Raw genomic sequence first — 17883 nt, forward strand, 5'->3', positions numbered from 1 at the left:
ATAAACCATAAAGGCCCTAAGAAAAATCTTAGAGCCTTTATGGTTTTGATAATGTAACGAATTACAAATCGTTTAACATTTTAGAAATTTCATCTAATTTTGGAGTTAAGATGATTTCAATTCTTCTGTTTTTAGATTTTCCTTCTGGAGTATCGTTGCTCATTAATGGAGCAAATTCTCCGCGACCAGCAGCCGTAAGGTTTTGTTTGTTAACACCTTTATTTTCCGAAAGGATAGTAACAATTGCAGTTGCTCTTTTGGTAGATAGATCCCAGTTGTTTTCGATTCCGCCACCAAGGTTTCCCGTAATTTTATCGTCATCGGTATGCCCTTCAATTAAAACAGAAAGATCTGGGTTTTGAGCCAATACCTTACCTACTTCCACTACAGCAGTTTTTCCATCGGCATTCACAGCCCAACTTCCCGTTTGGAACAACAATTTGTTTTCCATAGAAACATACACTTTCCCATCTTTTTCATGAACCGTTAATCCTTTTCCATCAAAGGCTTTCAATGATTTCATCAACGTTTCTTTCAGTTTTTTCATACTAGCATCTTTAGCAGCTATGTATGCTTCTAATTCGCTTAAACGTTTGGAACTCGCATCTAAATCGGCTTTCAGTTTGTTCAATCTAGCTTGTTCTGCTGCCAACGATTTTTCTTTAGCTTCTAATTGCGCTAACAATTCACGGTTTTTATTAATGTTTGCTGTCAAGGCTTCATTACTGTCTTTTTCTAAAGCATTATAAGAAGCTTGCAAAGTTTTCAAACTCTTATCAGTTGCTGCATAACTAGCCTGCAACTTCTCGTTATCCGCTTTCAGCTTATCGTAATCCGCCTTTAATTTGGTTCCATCCAATTCCAACTGATTCTTAACCTTTGTCAACTCTTCATTGTCGTCGGCTATCTTTCGGTTTTCTTTCTTTAAATCGGCAAATTTATTTTCCAAATCATTGTATATTTTTTTAGATACACAAGAGGTAGAAAGTGCTAAAACTAATAGTCCTAAGGAAATTTTCTTTATCATTATTTTTAATATTATAAGTTAGTATTTGGGGTAATTTTAATTTGTTAATCCACTTCTACCATAATTGGACAATGGTCAGAATGTTTGGCTTCGGGCAAAATTACAGCACGACTCATTCGGTCTATTAAGTTCTCGCTTACTAAATTGTAATCTATGCGCCAACCTTTATTATTACCTCTTGCTCCTGCTCTATAACTCCACCAAGAATAATTGTGAGGCTCTTTATTAAAATGTCGGAAACTATCTACAAAACCCGATTTCATAAAAGCATCCAACCAAGCGCGTTCTTCGGGCAAAAATCCGGAAACAGTTTTATTTCGAATAGGATCATGAATATCTATAGCTTCATGGCAAATATTATAATCGCCACAAATAACTAGATTTGGAGTTTCCTTTTTTAAGGCATTGATGTAGTTTTGAAAATCGTCCATATACTTAAACTTATGGTCCAATCGGTCGATATTAGTACCCGAAGGTAAGTATAAACTCATTACCGATAGGTTATCAAAATCAGCACGAAGGTTTCGTCCTTCAAAATCCATGTGTTCAATTCCGGTTCCGTAAACTATTTTTTTAGGTTCGGTTTTAGATAATATAGCTACACCACTATATCCTTTTTTATTAGCCGAAAAATAATATTGGTACGGATACCCAGCAGCGGTTATATCTTCCGTAGGAATTTGATCTTCCGTAGCTTTAATTTCTTGTAAGCAAATAACATCGGGGTTGGCTTGTTGCAACCAATCTAAAAAGCCTTTAGTTATTGCCGCACGAATACCATTAACATTATAAGAAATGATTTTCATTTTCAATTTTTAGTTTTTCAAAAGTAAATAAAAACGCGAAAACTTCTTCTATTTATCTAAAATTATTAGGTTTTTTTTACCATTTATGTAAATCTGATTATTTTAAAATTCCGTTACAATAGATTTACTATATTTGTTTTTTGTTCAAAAAACCAAAAACGATTCAATGGGTTTAGTCACTGCCAAAGAAGTTGCAAAATCAATAAACGCTGACAAGTATGGAGTTTTAGGCACTTTCGCTGGATGGGTATTAATGAAAGTACTTAAAATTTCGACTTTAAATAAAGTTTATGATAGAAATAAACATCTACAAGATGTTGAATTTCTCAATGCAATACTTCAAGATTTAGAAATAAAATTTGAAATCCCTAAAGAAGATTTAAAACGATTACCAAAAGATGGTGCTTATATAACTATTTCCAACCATCCTCTTGGCGGAATTGACGGGGTGTTATTATTAAAATTAATGCTTGAAAAAGAGCCTAATTTTAAAGTTATTGCCAATTTTTTATTGCATCGAATTGAGCCACTCAAAAAATATATAATGCCTGTTAATCCATTTGAAAACCACAAAGATGTTAAATCTAGTGTGATTGGATTAAAAGAAACTTTTCGTCACTTAAGTGATGGCAAACCTCTTGGAATGTTTCCTGCCGGAGAAGTTTCTACCTACAAAGATGGAAAGTTAGTGGTAGATAAACAATGGGAAGAAGGCGCTATAAAAGTTATTCGAAAAGCGCAAGTTCCGGTAGTTCCTATTTATTTTCATGCCAAAAACAGTAGATTGTTTTATTTGTTATCTAAAATTAATGGCACATTAAGAACAGCAAAGTTACCGTCGGAATTATTTTCTCAAAAAGACAGGGTTATTAAAGTTCGAATTGGGAAGCCTATTTCAGTTGCAGAGCAAAATGAATATAAATCCATTGAAGAATATTCGGAATTTTTAAGAAAGAAAACCTATATGTTGGCTAATTCTTTCAATAAAGAAAGTAAATTGTTATCGGTTCCTAATTTAAAATCTGCTAAAAGTCCGAAAAAAATTGTTACTGCAGCAAGTCAAGAAAAGATAGTTAACGAAGTTAATAAACTAAGAGATGCCGATTGCCGATTGTTGCAAAGTAAAAACTATGAAGTGTTTTTTACGGAAGCCCATAAAATACCAAACGTGCTTCACGAAATTGGTCGTTTGCGAGAAATTACGTTTAGAGAAGTAGGTGAGGGTACTAATGAGTCTATTGATTTAGATAAATACGACCACTACTACCACCATATGTTTTTATGGGATGATGAAACGAAACAAATTGCCGGTGCTTATAGAATGGGATTGGGATCAGAGATTTTTCCAAAATACGGCATGTCCGGATTTTATCTAAACGATTTGTTCCGATTTGAAAGTGAATTGCACGAGATGATGCAAAATTCCATTGAAATGGGTCGAGCCTTTATCATCAAAGAATACCAACAAAAACCAATGCCTTTGTTTTTGCTTTGGCGGGGGATTATTCATACCACACTTCGTTATCCGGAGCATAAATTCTTGTTGGGTGGGGTGAGCATTAGCAACCAATTTACCGATTTCTCTAAATCGTTGATGATTGAATTTATGAAGTCTAATTACTACGATCCCTATATTGCGCAGTACGTGCATCCCAAAAAGGAGTTTAAAGTAAAACTAAAAGATGCCGACAAGGATTTTATTTTTGATGAAGCCGAAGCCGATTTAAATAAATTTGATAAAATAATTGACGAACTAGAGCCCGGTAGTTTACGCCTTCCGGTATTAATAAAAAAATACATCAAGCAAAATGCACGCCTGGTAGCTTTTAATGTCGATCCGTTATTTAACAATGCTATTGATGGCCTAATGTATATTCGGATTGCCGATATTCCAGAAAGCACCATGAAACCTGTTATGGAAGAATTTCAGGCGGAATTGGAGCGGAAGTTGGGGGAGAAATAGGGTTCTGGGTTCTGGGTTCTGGGTTCTGGGTTCTGGGTTCTGGGTTCTGGGTTCTGGGTTCTGGGTTCTGGGTTCTGGGTTCTGGGTTCTGGGTTCTGGGTTAAAAATAAAAAATAAAAGCTACAAAATTTTAAATCTTGTAGCTTTTTTATTATTCTAATTTTTTAATTTGATTTTGAAATGCTTTCCAATTTTGTTCGGTTAGCGTTTGTTTCTTTTGGTGTTTTTTACCTTTTAAATAATCTAAAATATATTTAGCGCGCTCTTCCGATTCGGGATGGGTGGAAATCCACGACAAGCCATCCGGCATTTCTTCTTTTTGAGCTAATTCATACATAAAATCGGCCATAGGTTCAGGGTTAATATTTGCTTTAAGCAAATACTTAACGCTTTCCATATCGGCTTCTTTTTCAAGAGTTCTATCGTAAGCTGTAGAAGAAAGTGTATTAAAGATTTGTTGCAATATTTCGCCACCTTTTCCACCAGATGCAGCAGCAATCAAAACCGATAGACCAACTTCTTTAGATAGTTTTTTCATGACATGGTTGTTTTCAATATGTGCAATTTCATGTCCTAAAACTCCTTGCACAGCCTCTTGTTTCTTGCAATCTACTAATAAACCCGTATATACCACCAAATGATTATTGGGCAAAGCAAAAGCATTAACCTCATCCTTTTTTATGATGTGAATTTTCAATGAATCGCGTTCAATGTTATTGGCTTTGCAGATAGACATAATCAAACTATCTAAAGTATTCACTAGTGAATCCTTTGTAATAACATCTTCCGTATCCTGAATTTGATCCCAAATTAAATCGCCAATTTTATTTTCGGCAGAAGTGGAATGCTTTTGAATTTGAAAAAAACCAACAAAATCTATTTTGGATAGTCCAAACCACAATCCGAAAAAGACAACTAAAATTAAGAACCCTTGAAAAATTGTTTTATTTATCATCTGCTCTACAAATTAAGTTAGTTAAATTTCCGAAAAACCATTGTTGCACATGAATTCCTTTTCTGGATTGCACAGCGCAATAAATAGTGGATATAAATTCTACAACATTAAAACAAAAAGCGGTGAATATATAGGCAAAATATCGATTGCTCACATGTGCCTCTCCAAAAACGATAGAAATAGTCCACCAAAAACCATAGCTGTTCATGCAGAGCAATGCTGCTTGCGAAACCAAGGCTTGGGTGCAATGCCAACGCACAAAATAAGTGCCTTTTCTATTGGCAATAAAGAAAAAGAACGTAGCAATTAAATTAATAATAGGCAATGGTAAACCCGCAACCAAGGCGACTAAAGACATCAAATAACTATTAGAAGCTCGTTCCGATTCGTGATCGGTGGGTTTATAAGCAAATGTGGTGTTTTGTATCATAATCCTTTTTTTATATTCCAAATCCAATTGAAAATCACTAATATAATTAAAAAAAATGCTAATTTTTTAGTTCGAATAATTGCTTCGGCTTTTTGGTAATTGTTGAAAAATGTTTCTTTTTTGGTTATAGTATCCGATACAATCCATAATGGTAGCACTACCATCAAGAGAGCAACAAGGATTCCAAAAGGATTCATTTGTAGGGAAGCCATCCAATTATTTTTTAAAAGCAATTGAATGGCTCTAGTAGTTCCACAGGAGGGGCACGGATAACCCGTGACATTCTTTACCATACAAAGACTTAAAGAAGTGCTTTTAGAATAATGTATGCTATAAAAAAGGTAACTAAAACCTGTTAAACAAGCTGCTATTATAAATAGGTATAACTTGTTTTTAGACATTATCTAGTATACTGTGTTTTGAAACATTTGCATATTTTTTTCACGAGTAGCGCCTTGAATCATGAACCAATCAATGATTGCCCAAATACCTAATCCCCCACAAGTTAATAATTTTCCAACACCCATTCCAGTATCGCCAATATAAAAACGATCAATTCCATATGCTCCCCCAAAAATGGAAATAATAAGTGCGGTTGTTGGTTCTTTAAACTGCAGACTGTGAACGATACTTGATTTAGATTCGTCTAAACTTAATAATTTTTCTCTTACTGAATTCAAATGATAACTTTCAAAGTATTTTGAATTCATCATCATAAACATGTCGACTTTCTGTGCGTCCATAAATTTTAGGTTTGGTTAGTTAATTTTGTTTTAGTTTACTAAAATAGAAAAATTATTTATATAATCTAATAATTTTATCTACAATTGTCTGAGCCAATTTTTCATGGCTTTCAAAAGTCCAGCCTGCAATGTGAGGTGTTAGTAAAACATTTTCTGAATCTAATAGATATTGAAAAGCTTCAGGCTTGTCAGAGTCGATGAATAAATTTTCAAAAGATAGTTTTTCGTATTCCAAAACATCCAATCCTGCTCCAAGTATTTTTCCGGATTTTAAAGCAGTTACAACATCGGCAGTAACTACGTTATTACCTCGTGAAGTATTGAGAAACCAAAAAGGTTTAGCAAAAGAAGTAATAAAATTGGCATTCACCATCTTGTCGGTTTCTGGAGTCCACGGAATGTGTAAGCTCAAAACGTCTGTTTTTTCCTGAAGTTCTACAAGACTTACTTGAGTGGCATTTTCATCTCCTACATTTTGCTGAATGTCGTAGCACATAACTTCTACATCAAAACCACGTAATTTTTTAGCGAAAGATTTTCCCATATTGCCATAACCGATAATTCCGACGGTTTTATTTTCTAACTCATAACCACGATTACCTTCGCGAATCCATTTGCCTTCGCGTACCAATTTATCGGCACGGTTTAGTTTGTTCATTAACGATAGTAACATGCCAAGCGTATGTTCGCCCACAGCATTCCTATTGCCTTCTGGAGCTGCAATTAAGTGGATTCCTTTGGCAATTGCATAATCACAATCGATACTTTCTAGTCCAGCACCCACACGAGCAATAAATTGCAAATTGGAAGCTTTATTAAGAAAGGTCTTGTCTATTTTAAACCGACTCCGAATAACAATGCCTTGGTAGTTGTGTATCTTGGCTTCGACTTCTTCTTTAGTAGAGGTAAAATCTGCTTCATTTTGAAAACCAGCCTCTTCTAGTTGTTGCCACAACAAAGGATGGTTACTGTCTAGATGGAGAATTTTTATTGCTTGTACAGACATAATTTATATAAAGTATAAAAATACTTATTTTTAGATTACTATGCGTTTTAATTTGATAAATACGGCTTTTATTAAAACAAAAAAGTTCGCAAGATGCGAACTTTTAAGAATTTATTTTAAAATTTATTTTTTTACAAACTTTAAGGAGAAAGCATCTGCTTTTTCATCAATAAAGTTTATTAAATATAATCCTGAAGACAAATTAGAAACGTCTACTGATTGCATTCCGTAATCTAATTTATTTGCTAAAACTAGCTTCCCATTTAAATCATAGATTGTAAAATCAGATTTTGAATTTACTTCTAGATCTAAATTATTATCAATAGTAGTTGATTTAATAGTTACACTTTTAGTGCTTAACCCTCCTACAGTATTGTTAGAAAGTGTAGCATCGTAGCGATAGGTAAAAATAAATGGCGTTCCTGTTTGTGAACCAAAATCATCTACTTGGTATATTTTAAATACATAATCTACTGGCGCACTTAACGAGATACCTAGATCATTGTTAAAAAAGTGAGCTGAAGAATCCACTCCTCCAGTAGTAATATTTACAGATCCAGAAGCTGGAAACACATCCCCTACTGAAGTTGTACCGTAACAATCTGGTCCAAAACAAACTTCCATCATTTGCCCATCAGTATTGGTCATGCTTTGGCATTTAATTTTTACATTAATTGCAGTTGCAGCAGTATTGGTTATTTTCAAAGCTAAAGAAGCCTGAGCATAAACAATAGAGTTAAAAGTAAGAGTTTGACCATTAGTAACTGCAGTTCCATCTGCTTTGGACACTGTAAACTGTGCCACAGTACTAAAAGAAAAAGTCAACAATACTAGTGCTGAAAGTATAATTTTTTTCATATAATAGAATTTAAATAAAGGCATTTATCGCCAGAGTGACGATAAATGCCTTAGTAATTTATTTTACTAACAAATGTAAGCTAGTAGAAGTAGTTTCAGATGCAATGTTTACAATATATTCTCCAGTAGAAATTCCTTTTACTGGAATAGTTACTGATTCATTTTCGATAACATTTTTAGAATCAATAATTTGTACTGCTTTTCCTAACATATCATAAATAGTGATAGTATAATCACCACTTTTTAAGTTTTTAATATTAAAATACTCACTTGCAGGGTTTGGATAAATTTGAACAGCATCATTTAAATAAGTATTACTATCAACAGCAAGTGTATTTAAAACAACCGATTTAGCATTTACAACTTCTCCAGTAGCTTGATCAATTAAGACTAAAACGGCATGCATGTTTGCAACAACACTAGTAGCTGGAACAGTATAATTAAAGGTATAACTTGCACTTTGACCATCTGTAATTGAAGCAGGTACAGAACCAATTTGGCCATCATATCCACCTAATAAAGCTCTACCAACGTGGTTGTAAGTCATAAGTGCAGCAGGAACTGGATTTGCCAAAGATTCATAACCGCCCATTGGTCCATTAGCATTTGCAGCATAGTAATTAACTTGTTTATATCCAGCAGTAGTCCCACGAACTCCATCTTCTGAAATTATTACTCCTAATCTAAAATCAGCAGCAGAAAATAATGTTCTAAAAATAGCTTCTGCATTTATTGTTATAGCAGAACCAACAACACTTCCAGAAGCATTGATACTAACTGGAGTAGCAAGTACTTTTCTTTGGTTAAAATTGGAAACCATCAATGACTGAGAAACTCCTTCGTTTTTTACAACTCTATCTACGTTCATACCAGGAAAACCTGTTATTCCTGCAGCAGTATCATAAACAGCAAGTTTCATCGGATCACTTGAACCATTGTGTACCGCAACACCAATAAATTGAGTAGGGTAAGTAGCAGTCATGTAATTCATTGCTACAGCTCCTCTTGGACACCAACCACACCATGTTCCTGTTCCTTCTTCAAACAATACATTTTTAACAGATGCCTGGCTAATAGTATTAAACATATTAGAGCTTACATTATCGCTAGGATCTGAATCAGTAGTTCCATTAACTTGAGTTGCTGTAATAGCTATAGATTTTTCTACAACACTCGCGTATTGTACTCCTGTTGGATGATCTAAAGTAATCGTTTCTCCAATACCTATAGTTGTAGGGATGGTAGTACTATGGTTAGTACCATCATTCCAATTTACAGTTACATTATCAACTACATTACTTCCTTTATTTTTAAGAGTTAATGAAATTGTGTTTGTTGAATTTAATAATCCGTATCTTATAAGTTCTGAAGAAACTAATTGAACGTTATTTTGAGGCAATGTCTTAACCTCCATATTATCAACTATTAAATAATAGAAATCAGTACAATTGAAATGTCTAAAACTAATGTAAACGGTTTGACCTATAAAACTTGATAAATCAAACGCTTTATTAGTAAGAACACCATCTGTAACATCCGTTTCATAAAAAGGAGCAGCTGCGGTGATTACCGCTGGATCATTAGAAGTAGTTATGTACATTGCATAATGTTCTTCTGGGTAACTTAAATTTGTAACTTGGTCGTATAAGAAATAAACATTTGAAGCTGTAACTGCAGTTAAATCAATAGCTGGAGAAGTTGCTAAATTATCGGGAGTTAGCGGCCCTAAAGTGCTAGTATAGGAAAACGAAACTAAAGAACCCAAACCAAGGTTGCTGTTAATAGTAGAAGCATTTAATGATGCCCATTCATTTGTGTCACCGTCTAAGTCGACTGTAGTCCAGCCATTAAGGCCTCCTTCAAAGTTTTCAGAATAATAGGTTTGCGCCTGACTTTGCAGTGCAAATAAAAATAAAAATAGTAAAGTAATTTTTTTCATAGAATGATTTGGGTATTAAATTAGGTAATTTATTGATTGGTAGTGCAATTATAGGTATTTTTTTTTAGATATTCGCAATACTAAGTCTTAAAATTTTAAAAATACTATATATTATGTTATATTAATACTAATAATAATTTACATTTGCTAAATATAAGGGGGATTAGCTCATTTGGCTAGAGCGCTTGCCTGGCAGGCAAGAGGTAACCGGTTCGACTCCGGTATTCTCCACAAAATAGCCTCTAAATATAAATTTAGAGGCTATTTTTATTCATTTAGTAAGTTTTGCAAAAAATGATGTTTGATTTGGATTACCAAATTTTTTCTTCTTGCAAAGTACCATCTTCTTTATAATATTTCCAACTTTGTCCTTGTCTTGGGTCTTTTTCTGGATTATCAATGTAAGTTCCTTCTTTCTTTATTTTACCATTTTCATAATAATACACCCAATAACCTATGCAATCCGTTTCCTCATTTGGAGTCAAAGTATCACATTTTTTTGATACTTTTCCTGATGATGCCAACTGACCATTTTGGTAATAGGAAAAATAATCTCCAGGTCCGATAGACTCAACATAATTATTAAAAGCAGCCAAAAAGCAAGAATCCCGTTTTGTGCCATTTAAATAATGACTGACGGATACTTTTTCTTTGATAATATCTGGACCGCTTGATCTTCCATCGACAATACCATCCTCTTTATAAAAGACTTTACGAAGATAAGCTGGCGCATCTAAATCTGACTTACTAGGATATTCTCCAGCACTATTTCTTGGCATTATCCATTCGCCTACAGAAACATTGTTTTTATAAACCCCTTTCTGAATTTCAATGCCAGTGGTGTTATACATACAATAATTTCCGTTAAACAATCCATTGCTTTTATTAGCTTTCACATAAGGCTTACCATTATCATAATTCATTAAAAAAATACCGTTTTCTGAAAAATCAATTACAACCTTTCCAGATGTGTCGTAATCAATTTCTCAATCAGAAGACCCGTTTTTATAATAAACTTCTTTATATTTAAGACAAATTCCTTTTTGAAATTCTTCATCCGTTTCACACTCTTTACCATTAATGTAATATTTATAATCAATAATAGAAACAGGCTTATTATTTTTATAAAGACCTGTTTGTTTTATATAATCTTTTCTATTTGAATCTATTATCAAATAAAATGTTTTAATTGGTCCTTCTATCACGCCATTTTTATAGGTCATTTCTGCTTCTTTTATGCCATCTCTAGTATACATCTTAGAAACACCATTTTTTTGACCCATACTGTTTACAAAATAACTTTCTCTAATAATTGTTTTTGCAAAGTCATAATGAATTTTCATTTGCTTTTGAGAATAACTAACCGAAAAACTTATCATTACGATAAATAATAAAAAAAATTTTATTTTAACAAAAATTGATTGTACTAAATGTTTATTCATAGCTAAATTTTTTTATGTTTATTTTGTAAACTTAAAATAAAAAAGGAAGCAAAATTAGGTCAAGTTTGGTCAAGTTTATCCTAATTAACTCCTTCTAAATAAATAAATTAAGGCAACATATTTAACAAGCCGTTTGAATAATGGGCCTTTACTATTTCCTCTTCATTATTTTTCAAGCTTTTTAATTTAGTACTGAATAATGAATTTAATTTTTTTTGAAAAATAATTGCTTTTTGGTTTTGAAAAACCTCAAGAAAAGTTTGATTTATAATATTTAATTCAATGATTGAATTCGTTTTTTTAAATTCATCACAAATCCAATTATAGGCAAAATCTAAGTATTCTATTTGGTTTGTTTTATTATGATTTGTTATTTTCAAATACCAAATTTTATAAGCTGTGTATCGCACTCTTGGAAACAAATGAATTTGATCAAACTCAATTGATGTGATAGGAAAATCATATATTTTTTTAGCAAATTCTATAGCTCTTAGGTCATTATTTAAATAATAATATCTAAATAGTACCGCATTACCAAAAACAAAGTCTTGAAGATAATTTTTAGATTGTGGCTTAGTAAAATTTAGATAGTAGTTATAACTTTCTGCATAACCCTTAATCCTGTGGAAAGGGTCATATAAAGCTTCCATAATAATATTTCTTACGAAACTATTATGACCATATTTTTCAATAAAGAGAGGAAAAGAATTAGTGTTTTGAAAATTGATAAATGTATGAAGTCCTATATATTCTTTAGTTTTATAATTTTCATTTTTTACGCTTTCAAAAATATCGATTAAAGAATTAAACTTTTCTCTTACTATTAAATCTTTAATTATTGTATCCAGTGTACTATTCAAAAAAACGGAGTTGTTAAACAAAGTATTGGTGTCACAATAATATAAAAAATAACTCCATGATTCAAAATCACAAAGTTGAGCTAGAATGTTTAAGGTATTTATATAAGGTTTCTGATTACTATCGGAACTTAAAAAAAAACGATATAAGGTTGACTCAGACAAATACCCAATCTTATGCTTAACAATATACTGCCCTACTAACTTACAGTCATTCTTATTTGTAATATAAATTCCGGTCTTGCTGTAAATTATTTCGAGTAATATTTTATTATAGTTCATAAATGAATTTTTATAAAATTATAAAAATTAAATTTATAAAAAAGAATAAAATAGTTCAAGTTAGTTCAAGTTCAATACAAAGAATTAAATTATTAAATTATTTAGTAGCTCTTTTTTTTATCAAAAGTCGTAAACCCGACTCGAAAAAAATCGAGATAACTTCCTTCTTTTCTAGTAGTAATAGTAGGCCTTACAGCAATGTGAGGATTTTTTTATGGAATTTGGGTGGAATATGGAATTTGCTTTTGAAACTAAAAAAATTAAGCCCAACGATTCTAATGAAGAAATAGTATTGAACTGATACTAATTCATTTTTTGCTTGGAAAGAATTGAAAGTAATTAACCTCTTACTCTAATATAAATAATACTAAAGCCATACAATAAAAAAAATTATGCTGATTTATATTGGTTTTTAACGTGCCAATATACTTTATAAGATGCAATTAATATTGCACCTATAAGTAAGAAAAAAATGCTTCCATCCAAAGGAAGGTTTGGAGGAGGATTGGGAACAATAGGTTGGGGAGGATTTGTACTTGCAATACTACTATTGCAATTCAAAAAAACAATACCCAATAAAAATATTTTAATTAAATCAATTTTCATAGATGGTAAAATTAATAAAAAAACCTCTGTATCAAAATTTTTCGACTTAAATATTTAAATTATTTCTGATTAGGTCTTATTGGCTGATTTTTTATGTGTTTTGGTTTTTTAAAAATCAGCGATAAATAGTCTATTTCAATTTAAATTATAAAATTTATAGTCAAAAAAAAACCGCCATTTCTGGCGGTCTTAATTAACTTGAAAAAAGATTTAGTTTTTGATAATCTTTTTAACAATTACTTCTTCATTAACTGAATTAGTGAATCTCACAAAATAAATTCCTTTATTTAAATTGGAAACATTTTCATTTAATGAATTTGTTCCTTCTTCAAGGTTTATTGTTTTAGTTTCTGAAACAATTGTACCTTCATAAGAGTAAATAGTCATTTGTAAGTTACCTTTAGTTTCAGTTGTTAAATCAATGTTTAAAGTTTCAGCAACTGGATTTGGATAAATCTCAGTTCTTGTAACTAACACTTCAGATTTAGTAACTGCAGTAGTAGATTTAATATTGTATGTTTTAGCAATACTAGATCCTACACCATTTTTAGCAACTACAGAAAGAGTTTTATATGGAGCAACAGTTGAAACAAATCCAGCAGGATAAACAACTGTGAAATTTAAATCCGCAGTTTCTAAAACATTACTTGTGTTTGTATCATTACTTGCAGATGTTACTACACAGTTTTCTGGAGCAGTAATAACATAAGTATTAGCTAAAGCAGAAGCAGTAATTGTATATTCTTTAGTAGCACCACTAGTAGATACATTAGCAGCAACATTATCTGGAGTAGTAGCTAATCCAAAATTAACAACTTTAGAAACAGCAGCAGGTGCTGTAGCAGCTAATGCTAATGTTTTAAGAGTAGAAAGACCAACCCCATTTTTGGCATTAACACTTATGCTAGAAGCAGTAGATATACCATTAAATTTAACAGTTATTATTCTATCTGCTAAAGGATCTCCAGAAACTAGATTAACTCCTTCAGGCAATGTCCATACATAAGAAGTTGCAAGTGCAGAAACTGCAGCTGTTAATTTTAATTCCGTATTTGTTGTTACATATTTACTAATATTTGTAATAGCAGTAGTTGTAACTCCATTTGTCATAACTAAAGTTGATGATGCAGCAGGAACTGTAGCAGTAGTATTTAAAGTTTTAGGAGAAGAAGTTCCAAAAGCATTTACAGATTGTACAGAAAATGGTAATGAATTAACACCCGTAGCAACACCAGATAAATTAACAGTAATTACATTAGATGTACCACCAGACAATTGGTTCACACCTGAAGGTAAAGTCCATAAATAAGATACAGCTGTTGCAGATGCAGTAGCAGTTAAAGTAAGAACAGTTGAAGTTCCAACATATTTACTTACTACAGTTACAGCAGTAGCTGAACTGATTGCAGTATTAGTCATTTTCAATGCAGCAGGTGCAGCATTTAAACCAGAAGTTAATTTTAATAATTTAGATTTAGATACTTCATATCCTGTTGCATTCCATACAGATGTAGCGCCAGTAATAGGTGTAACTGAAGTATTAAATGCTGTATACGTTTCAGTGTAAGTTCTATTAAATAAACCTGGAACAGCTGATCCATAAGTAGTGTTATCAGCAGGAATATCAACATTTGTTGTATTAACAGTATTTGACATACCTACACCATTTTTAGATCTTACTCCTAAGTATAAAGCTGGAGTAGAAGAAGTAACTCCACTAAAATTAACCAAAATAGAATTTAAATTAGATGTAACTACAGTACCATAAGGAGCCCATGGATCTTGAACAGGAGCCGCAGGAATAGCAGGCCCTGAAGATTTTCCTAACACTTCTAATTTAGTAGTAGATATCGTAACGGTAGTAGCAACGCCATTTACGTCAACCGTATATAATTTATTTGTAATTGTCCATTTACGACTTCCAGCACTAGCGTTACCAATCCCTGGAGCACCAACGAATGGATAAACAAAATAAACTTTAGTATTAGTTGAAGTTGGAGTACCAGATACTCCTAATACATTTACTCCAGCAGGTAAGTTCCATACATAGGAATTTGCAGTAGCTGCAGCAGTTGCAGTTAAAGTTAAAGGAGTTGTTGTACCTGCATAACTAGCTAGTTTAGTAATAGCAGCAGTAGCAGCTGTTCCAAGAAGAGCAGCGTTTGTTACTTTAATTGCAGTAGGAGCAACAGGTAAAGCAGTAGTAATTGTTATTGCTTTAGCAGTTCCTGCACATCCTGAAGCATTTTTAGCTTGAACAGAAATTGTTCCAACTGTTCCAACGAAATCTGGAGTTACTCCAGCAAAATTTAAAGTAATTGAATTACTAGTAGTAGTACCACCAGCAACAATGTTTACTCCACTTGGTACTGTCCATAGGTAAGTTAATGTTGCATCTGTTAAAGCAGGAACAGTAAATGTAAATGCAGTAGTTGTACCAACATGAAGACCTGCAGCAAAAGTAGCTACATTAATAGTACTTGCTGAATCTACAGTTGTGTTGTAAATACCTGCAAAAGTTGTAGTTGGTTTAGCATTAACTGTAACAACTAATCCAGCTTTATCGCTTTCATTATTATTTGCATCTAATTGTGATACCCAAAAATATTGTGTTCCAACTGCAGTAGTAGTTGGAGTTGCATTACCTACAATAGCAGTTTTAGCACCTGATAATGTAGTAGATTTATACCATTTTAAAGAAACTCCAGTTGAAGTTAATGTAGCTGTTAATGGAGTAGCTATAGAACTTTGACATAAAGATACATTGGAAGTTGTTGGTTGAGTACCAGCAATTGGGTTAGTAACAAAAGGTTCAATTTTAGAATCCGTAAAATCAGCACCTGTTGAAGCTAATGTTCCTGGTCTATAATCTAAACCAGTATAGCTAGAGTAATTAGACGTGTCGTATGGAGTTGTTAAAATAGAGTCACTAGAAGCAATTGCCGAATTATTGTGAGATGTCATCCAAGCGCCTAAGTCAAAAGTTGCACCTAAAGTTGCAGAAGCACCCGCAATAGTTACCATAGCAGCTGTAATTGTTTTAGTTCTTGGGTTAATTCCTTCAGGGTAAGAAGTAAAATCTGCAGTTGAGAAACCAGCAAAGATATTGTTGTTTAATTTTAATTCCCCTTTAATAGCTTTTGCAATTGTATTATCATCAGATAAACCAGCATAATTATTTTTCCAATCCATAAAGATAGAATTGATAACTTTTAATTCGGATCTTCTTCTAATATGTAACGCTCTAGCATATCCTGGAGCTAAAGTACCCAAGTTACGTTTTACTGGTCCTACAGATGTAATATTTGAGAAAATTGCAGAAGTATTAACATTATTAGGAGAAGCAATTGGATCAGCACCTGTAGCATTGTTATCTGATTCAAATCCTTCAGAAGTAGAAATTGCAGGGATGTCTGCAAGTTGAGGATCTCTTACAGCTAAAGCATATTGAACAGTACCAGCATATCCGTTATCAGTATCAAAATCATCATCTAAACTTCTAAAAGCAATTAAGTGTTTACAACTTACATTACCTCCAAACCACTCAAAAGCGTCATCCCCTGAGTAAGAAACTTGAACATAATCAATTGTTGTACCTTTACCAACAGCTCCCATAGTTAAACCGTTGATCTCATTGTTTGGAGAAAATACGAATCCAGCATACTCAATACGAACATATTTTAATATACCAGAATTATCATTCTCATCTGGAGCAGAACCTCCTCCATATTCAGTTAAAGTATTTGCAGCTAAACCTTCAACATTATTTAAACCACTAGTTTGGTTGTATTTACCTTTACCTAAAAGGATAATTCCACCCCAATCTCCAGCAGCTCTTTGTCCTGAAGCTTTATCAGAAGTAAATACAATAGGAGCATCAGCTGTTCCTACAGCATTAAGTTTAGCACCTTTAGTAATAATTAAAGCTGTTCCTGTATTAACGTACTGACCTTTAACAACAACACCAGGTTGGATAGTTAAAGTAGCATTGTTAGTTACATAAATGTTACCAGCTAACTTGTAAGTTTTACCAGCTAACCATGTAGTGTTTGCAGTAATGTTAGTAGTTACTGTGATAACAGTTGCAGCATCTGCATAAGCCTCAGCTTGAGGATTCCAATTAGCCCAAGTACCGGACCATTGAGCAGCAGGAGCAGGAGCAAAAGCACCTCTGTATGCTACTGGTTCTAATTGTGCATTAGCAAATTGGAAAATTAATGCCAATAATGCAATTAAATAATTTTTTTTCATTTTTTAAAAAAGATTTTTAGGTTAAACTTCTACAAATTTAATCTTGAGTGCTTTTTTTAGCGTAAAAAGAAAATCATTAAATGATTAAATTAAATGATGTAAATAACCATCAAACCCTGAGTTAAGTTAACTATATGTTAATTTAAAGTTTGAATAATATTAAATGCTAATTTTTATTGAGGAGAATGAAAAACTATTTTTTAACAATTATTTTCTTAAAAGACTTAAAGGTTTCTATTTTTGAATTGATAAAATAAATACCTTCTATAAGAGTTTTGGGTTATTAAGAATATGACCAAATTACATCAAGAGAATTTAAGGCATTTGTAAAAGTAAAAACTTAAGAATCGGAGGAAATAAAAGTCCTTTATGCCTTAATAGTTCTAATAGAATTGGATGCCGTATTTTCCGTTAAATTCCAATTATTTTGGGAGTCAGCCAATGGTACTAAATGTCCTCCAGGAAAATAGGAATCGGTAAGAAAAGTATCGGGAGTAATCACAACACAATCCACATTTGGTGCCATTGTGGTAGAATTTAAACCTAAAGCGAACCACCTATCCGATGGTTCGCTTAAAGTTAAATATACTTTTGAATATATATTACCTAGATCTATTGATCGCTCATTGTATTATATAAAAAAATAAACCTGTACTTATTTTTGAGCATTAAAACAAATCGAAAAAAAAGTAATGAAATACCTTAATTCTTTTCTTTT

Annotated in this window: 16 protein-coding genes and 1 tRNA gene; 2 read left to right on the plus strand and 15 right to left on the minus strand. The window is 32.4% G+C overall.

All coding sequences use genetic code 11. The features are described from left to right. Positions 1–61 precede the first annotated feature (61 nt). The gene (locus ACIQ2J_RS00265) at positions 62–1027 is read right to left on the minus strand and encodes an OmpA family protein (protein ID WP_396165297.1); all 966 of its coding nucleotides are present in this window, start codon (positions 1025–1027) and stop codon (positions 62–64) included. A 44-nt stretch (positions 1028–1071) separates the two neighbouring features. Continuing rightward, a complete protein-coding gene (locus tag ACIQ2J_RS00270; protein ID WP_396165299.1) occupies positions 1072–1833 on the minus strand; it encodes an exodeoxyribonuclease III in 762 nt (253 codons plus the stop codon). Positions 1834–1999: 166 nt separating this feature from the next. Between ACIQ2J_RS00270 and ACIQ2J_RS00275 the strand changes: the two genes are divergently transcribed. After that, the gene (locus ACIQ2J_RS00275; RefSeq protein ID WP_396165302.1) at positions 2000–3796 is read left to right on the plus strand and encodes a GNAT family N-acyltransferase; all 1797 of its coding nucleotides are present in this window, start codon (positions 2000–2002) and stop codon (positions 3794–3796) included. Positions 3797–3947: 151 nt separating this feature from the next. On the opposite strand, the gene ACIQ2J_RS00280 is transcribed toward ACIQ2J_RS00275, so the two are convergent. The 7 genes from ACIQ2J_RS00280 to ACIQ2J_RS00310 form a co-directional block, all read right to left on the minus strand. Beyond that, the gene (locus ACIQ2J_RS00280; protein ID WP_396165304.1) at positions 3948–4751 is read right to left on the minus strand and encodes a M48 family metallopeptidase; all 804 of its coding nucleotides are present in this window, start codon (positions 4749–4751) and stop codon (positions 3948–3950) included. Continuing rightward, on the minus strand, positions 4741–5181 hold the full coding sequence (locus tag ACIQ2J_RS00285) for a hypothetical protein (RefSeq protein WP_396165307.1): 441 nt from the start codon (positions 5179–5181) through the stop codon (positions 4741–4743). The genes ACIQ2J_RS00280 and ACIQ2J_RS00285 overlap by 11 nt, the downstream gene beginning before the upstream one ends. After that, on the minus strand, positions 5178–5582 hold the full coding sequence (locus ACIQ2J_RS00290; RefSeq protein WP_396165309.1) for a DUF2752 domain-containing protein: 405 nt from the start codon (positions 5580–5582) through the stop codon (positions 5178–5180). The genes ACIQ2J_RS00285 and ACIQ2J_RS00290 overlap by 4 nt, the downstream gene beginning before the upstream one ends. A gap of 3 nt (positions 5583–5585) precedes the next feature. Then, on the minus strand, positions 5586–5924 hold the full coding sequence (locus ACIQ2J_RS00295) for a TM2 domain-containing protein (RefSeq protein WP_396165311.1): 339 nt from the start codon (positions 5922–5924) through the stop codon (positions 5586–5588). 52 nt (positions 5925–5976) lie between these two features. Continuing rightward, positions 5977–6930, minus strand: coding sequence for a 2-hydroxyacid dehydrogenase (locus tag ACIQ2J_RS00300; protein WP_396165313.1), 954 nt, complete (start codon positions 6928–6930; stop codon positions 5977–5979). A 123-nt stretch (positions 6931–7053) separates the two neighbouring features. After that, positions 7054–7788, minus strand: a complete 735-nt coding sequence (locus ACIQ2J_RS00305; RefSeq protein WP_396165315.1) for a T9SS type A sorting domain-containing protein — start codon at positions 7786–7788, stop codon at positions 7054–7056. A 58-nt stretch (positions 7789–7846) separates the two neighbouring features. After that, on the minus strand, positions 7847–9727 hold the full coding sequence (locus ACIQ2J_RS00310) for an Omp28-related outer membrane protein (RefSeq protein ID WP_396165317.1): 1881 nt from the start codon (positions 9725–9727) through the stop codon (positions 7847–7849). A 157-nt stretch (positions 9728–9884) separates the two neighbouring features. On the opposite strand from ACIQ2J_RS00310, the gene ACIQ2J_RS00315 reads away from it, so the two are divergent. After that, a tRNA-Ala gene (locus ACIQ2J_RS00315) sits at positions 9885–9958 on the plus strand. Positions 9959–10038: 80 nt separating this feature from the next. Here ACIQ2J_RS00315 and ACIQ2J_RS00320 read toward each other — a convergent pair. From ACIQ2J_RS00320 to ACIQ2J_RS00345, 6 genes are all read right to left on the minus strand, one after another. After that, positions 10039–10650 carry a hypothetical protein gene (locus ACIQ2J_RS00320; RefSeq protein ID WP_396165319.1) on the minus strand — a complete coding sequence of 204 codons (612 nt, stop codon included), beginning with the start codon at positions 10648–10650 and terminating at the stop codon, positions 10039–10041. A gap of 63 nt (positions 10651–10713) precedes the next feature. After that, a complete protein-coding gene (locus ACIQ2J_RS00325; protein WP_396165321.1) occupies positions 10714–11169 on the minus strand; it encodes a hypothetical protein in 456 nt (151 codons plus the stop codon). A gap of 107 nt (positions 11170–11276) precedes the next feature. Further along, positions 11277–12308 (minus strand): hypothetical protein, encoded by a 1032-nt coding sequence (locus ACIQ2J_RS00330; protein ID WP_396165323.1) that lies wholly within the window; start codon positions 12306–12308, stop codon positions 11277–11279. A gap of 390 nt (positions 12309–12698) precedes the next feature. Continuing rightward, positions 12699–12914 (minus strand): hypothetical protein, encoded by a 216-nt coding sequence (locus ACIQ2J_RS00335; RefSeq protein ID WP_396165325.1) that lies wholly within the window; start codon positions 12912–12914, stop codon positions 12699–12701. A 210-nt stretch (positions 12915–13124) separates the two neighbouring features. Beyond that, positions 13125–17165: a T9SS type A sorting domain-containing protein gene (locus tag ACIQ2J_RS00340; RefSeq protein ID WP_396165327.1), complete on the minus strand. Its 4041-nt coding sequence runs from the start codon at positions 17163–17165 to the stop codon at positions 13125–13127. Between the two features lie 367 nt (positions 17166–17532). Then, the gene (locus ACIQ2J_RS00345) at positions 17533–17691 is read right to left on the minus strand and encodes a hypothetical protein (RefSeq protein ID WP_396165330.1); all 159 of its coding nucleotides are present in this window, start codon (positions 17689–17691) and stop codon (positions 17533–17535) included. Positions 17692–17883: the final 192 nt, after the last annotated feature.

It is taken from the genome of Flavobacterium sp., assembly GCF_044357305.1.
Classification (GTDB): domain Bacteria; phylum Bacteroidota; class Bacteroidia; order Flavobacteriales; family Flavobacteriaceae; genus Flavobacterium.

Excerpts from the sequence above, each read along its gene's own strand:
- ACIQ2J_RS00265 (WP_396165297.1), bottom strand. The coding sequence starts at position 1,027 with ATGATAAAGAAAATTTCCTTAGGACTATTAGTTTTAGCACTTTCTACC.
- ACIQ2J_RS00270 (WP_396165299.1), bottom strand. The coding sequence starts at position 1,833 with ATGAAAATCATTTCTTATAATGTTAATGGTATTCGTGCGGCAATAACT.
- ACIQ2J_RS00275 (WP_396165302.1), top strand. The coding sequence starts at position 2,000 with ATGGGTTTAGTCACTGCCAAAGAAGTTGCAAAATCAATAAACGCTGAC.
- ACIQ2J_RS00280 (WP_396165304.1), bottom strand. The coding sequence starts at position 4,751 with ATGATAAATAAAACAATTTTTCAAGGGTTCTTAATTTTAGTTGTCTTT.
- ACIQ2J_RS00285 (WP_396165307.1), bottom strand. The coding sequence starts at position 5,181 with ATGATACAAAACACCACATTTGCTTATAAACCCACCGATCACGAATCG.
- ACIQ2J_RS00290 (WP_396165309.1), bottom strand. The coding sequence starts at position 5,582 with ATGTCTAAAAACAAGTTATACCTATTTATAATAGCAGCTTGTTTAACA.
- ACIQ2J_RS00295 (WP_396165311.1), bottom strand. The coding sequence starts at position 5,924 with ATGGACGCACAGAAAGTCGACATGTTTATGATGATGAATTCAAAATAC.
- ACIQ2J_RS00300 (WP_396165313.1), bottom strand. The coding sequence starts at position 6,930 with ATGTCTGTACAAGCAATAAAAATTCTCCATCTAGACAGTAACCATCCT.
- ACIQ2J_RS00305 (WP_396165315.1), bottom strand. The coding sequence starts at position 7,788 with ATGAAAAAAATTATACTTTCAGCACTAGTATTGTTGACTTTTTCTTTT.
- ACIQ2J_RS00310 (WP_396165317.1), bottom strand. The coding sequence starts at position 9,727 with ATGAAAAAAATTACTTTACTATTTTTATTTTTATTTGCACTGCAAAGT.
- ACIQ2J_RS00320 (WP_396165319.1), bottom strand. The coding sequence starts at position 10,650 with ATGAATTATGATAATGGTAAGCCTTATGTGAAAGCTAATAAAAGCAAT.
- ACIQ2J_RS00325 (WP_396165321.1), bottom strand. The coding sequence starts at position 11,169 with ATGAATAAACATTTAGTACAATCAATTTTTGTTAAAATAAAATTTTTT.
- ACIQ2J_RS00330 (WP_396165323.1), bottom strand. The coding sequence starts at position 12,308 with ATGAACTATAATAAAATATTACTCGAAATAATTTACAGCAAGACCGGA.
- ACIQ2J_RS00335 (WP_396165325.1), bottom strand. The coding sequence starts at position 12,914 with ATGAAAATTGATTTAATTAAAATATTTTTATTGGGTATTGTTTTTTTG.
- ACIQ2J_RS00340 (WP_396165327.1), bottom strand. The coding sequence starts at position 17,165 with ATGAAAAAAAATTATTTAATTGCATTATTGGCATTAATTTTCCAATTT.
- ACIQ2J_RS00345 (WP_396165330.1), bottom strand. The coding sequence starts at position 17,691 with ATGGCACCAAATGTGGATTGTGTTGTGATTACTCCCGATACTTTTCTT.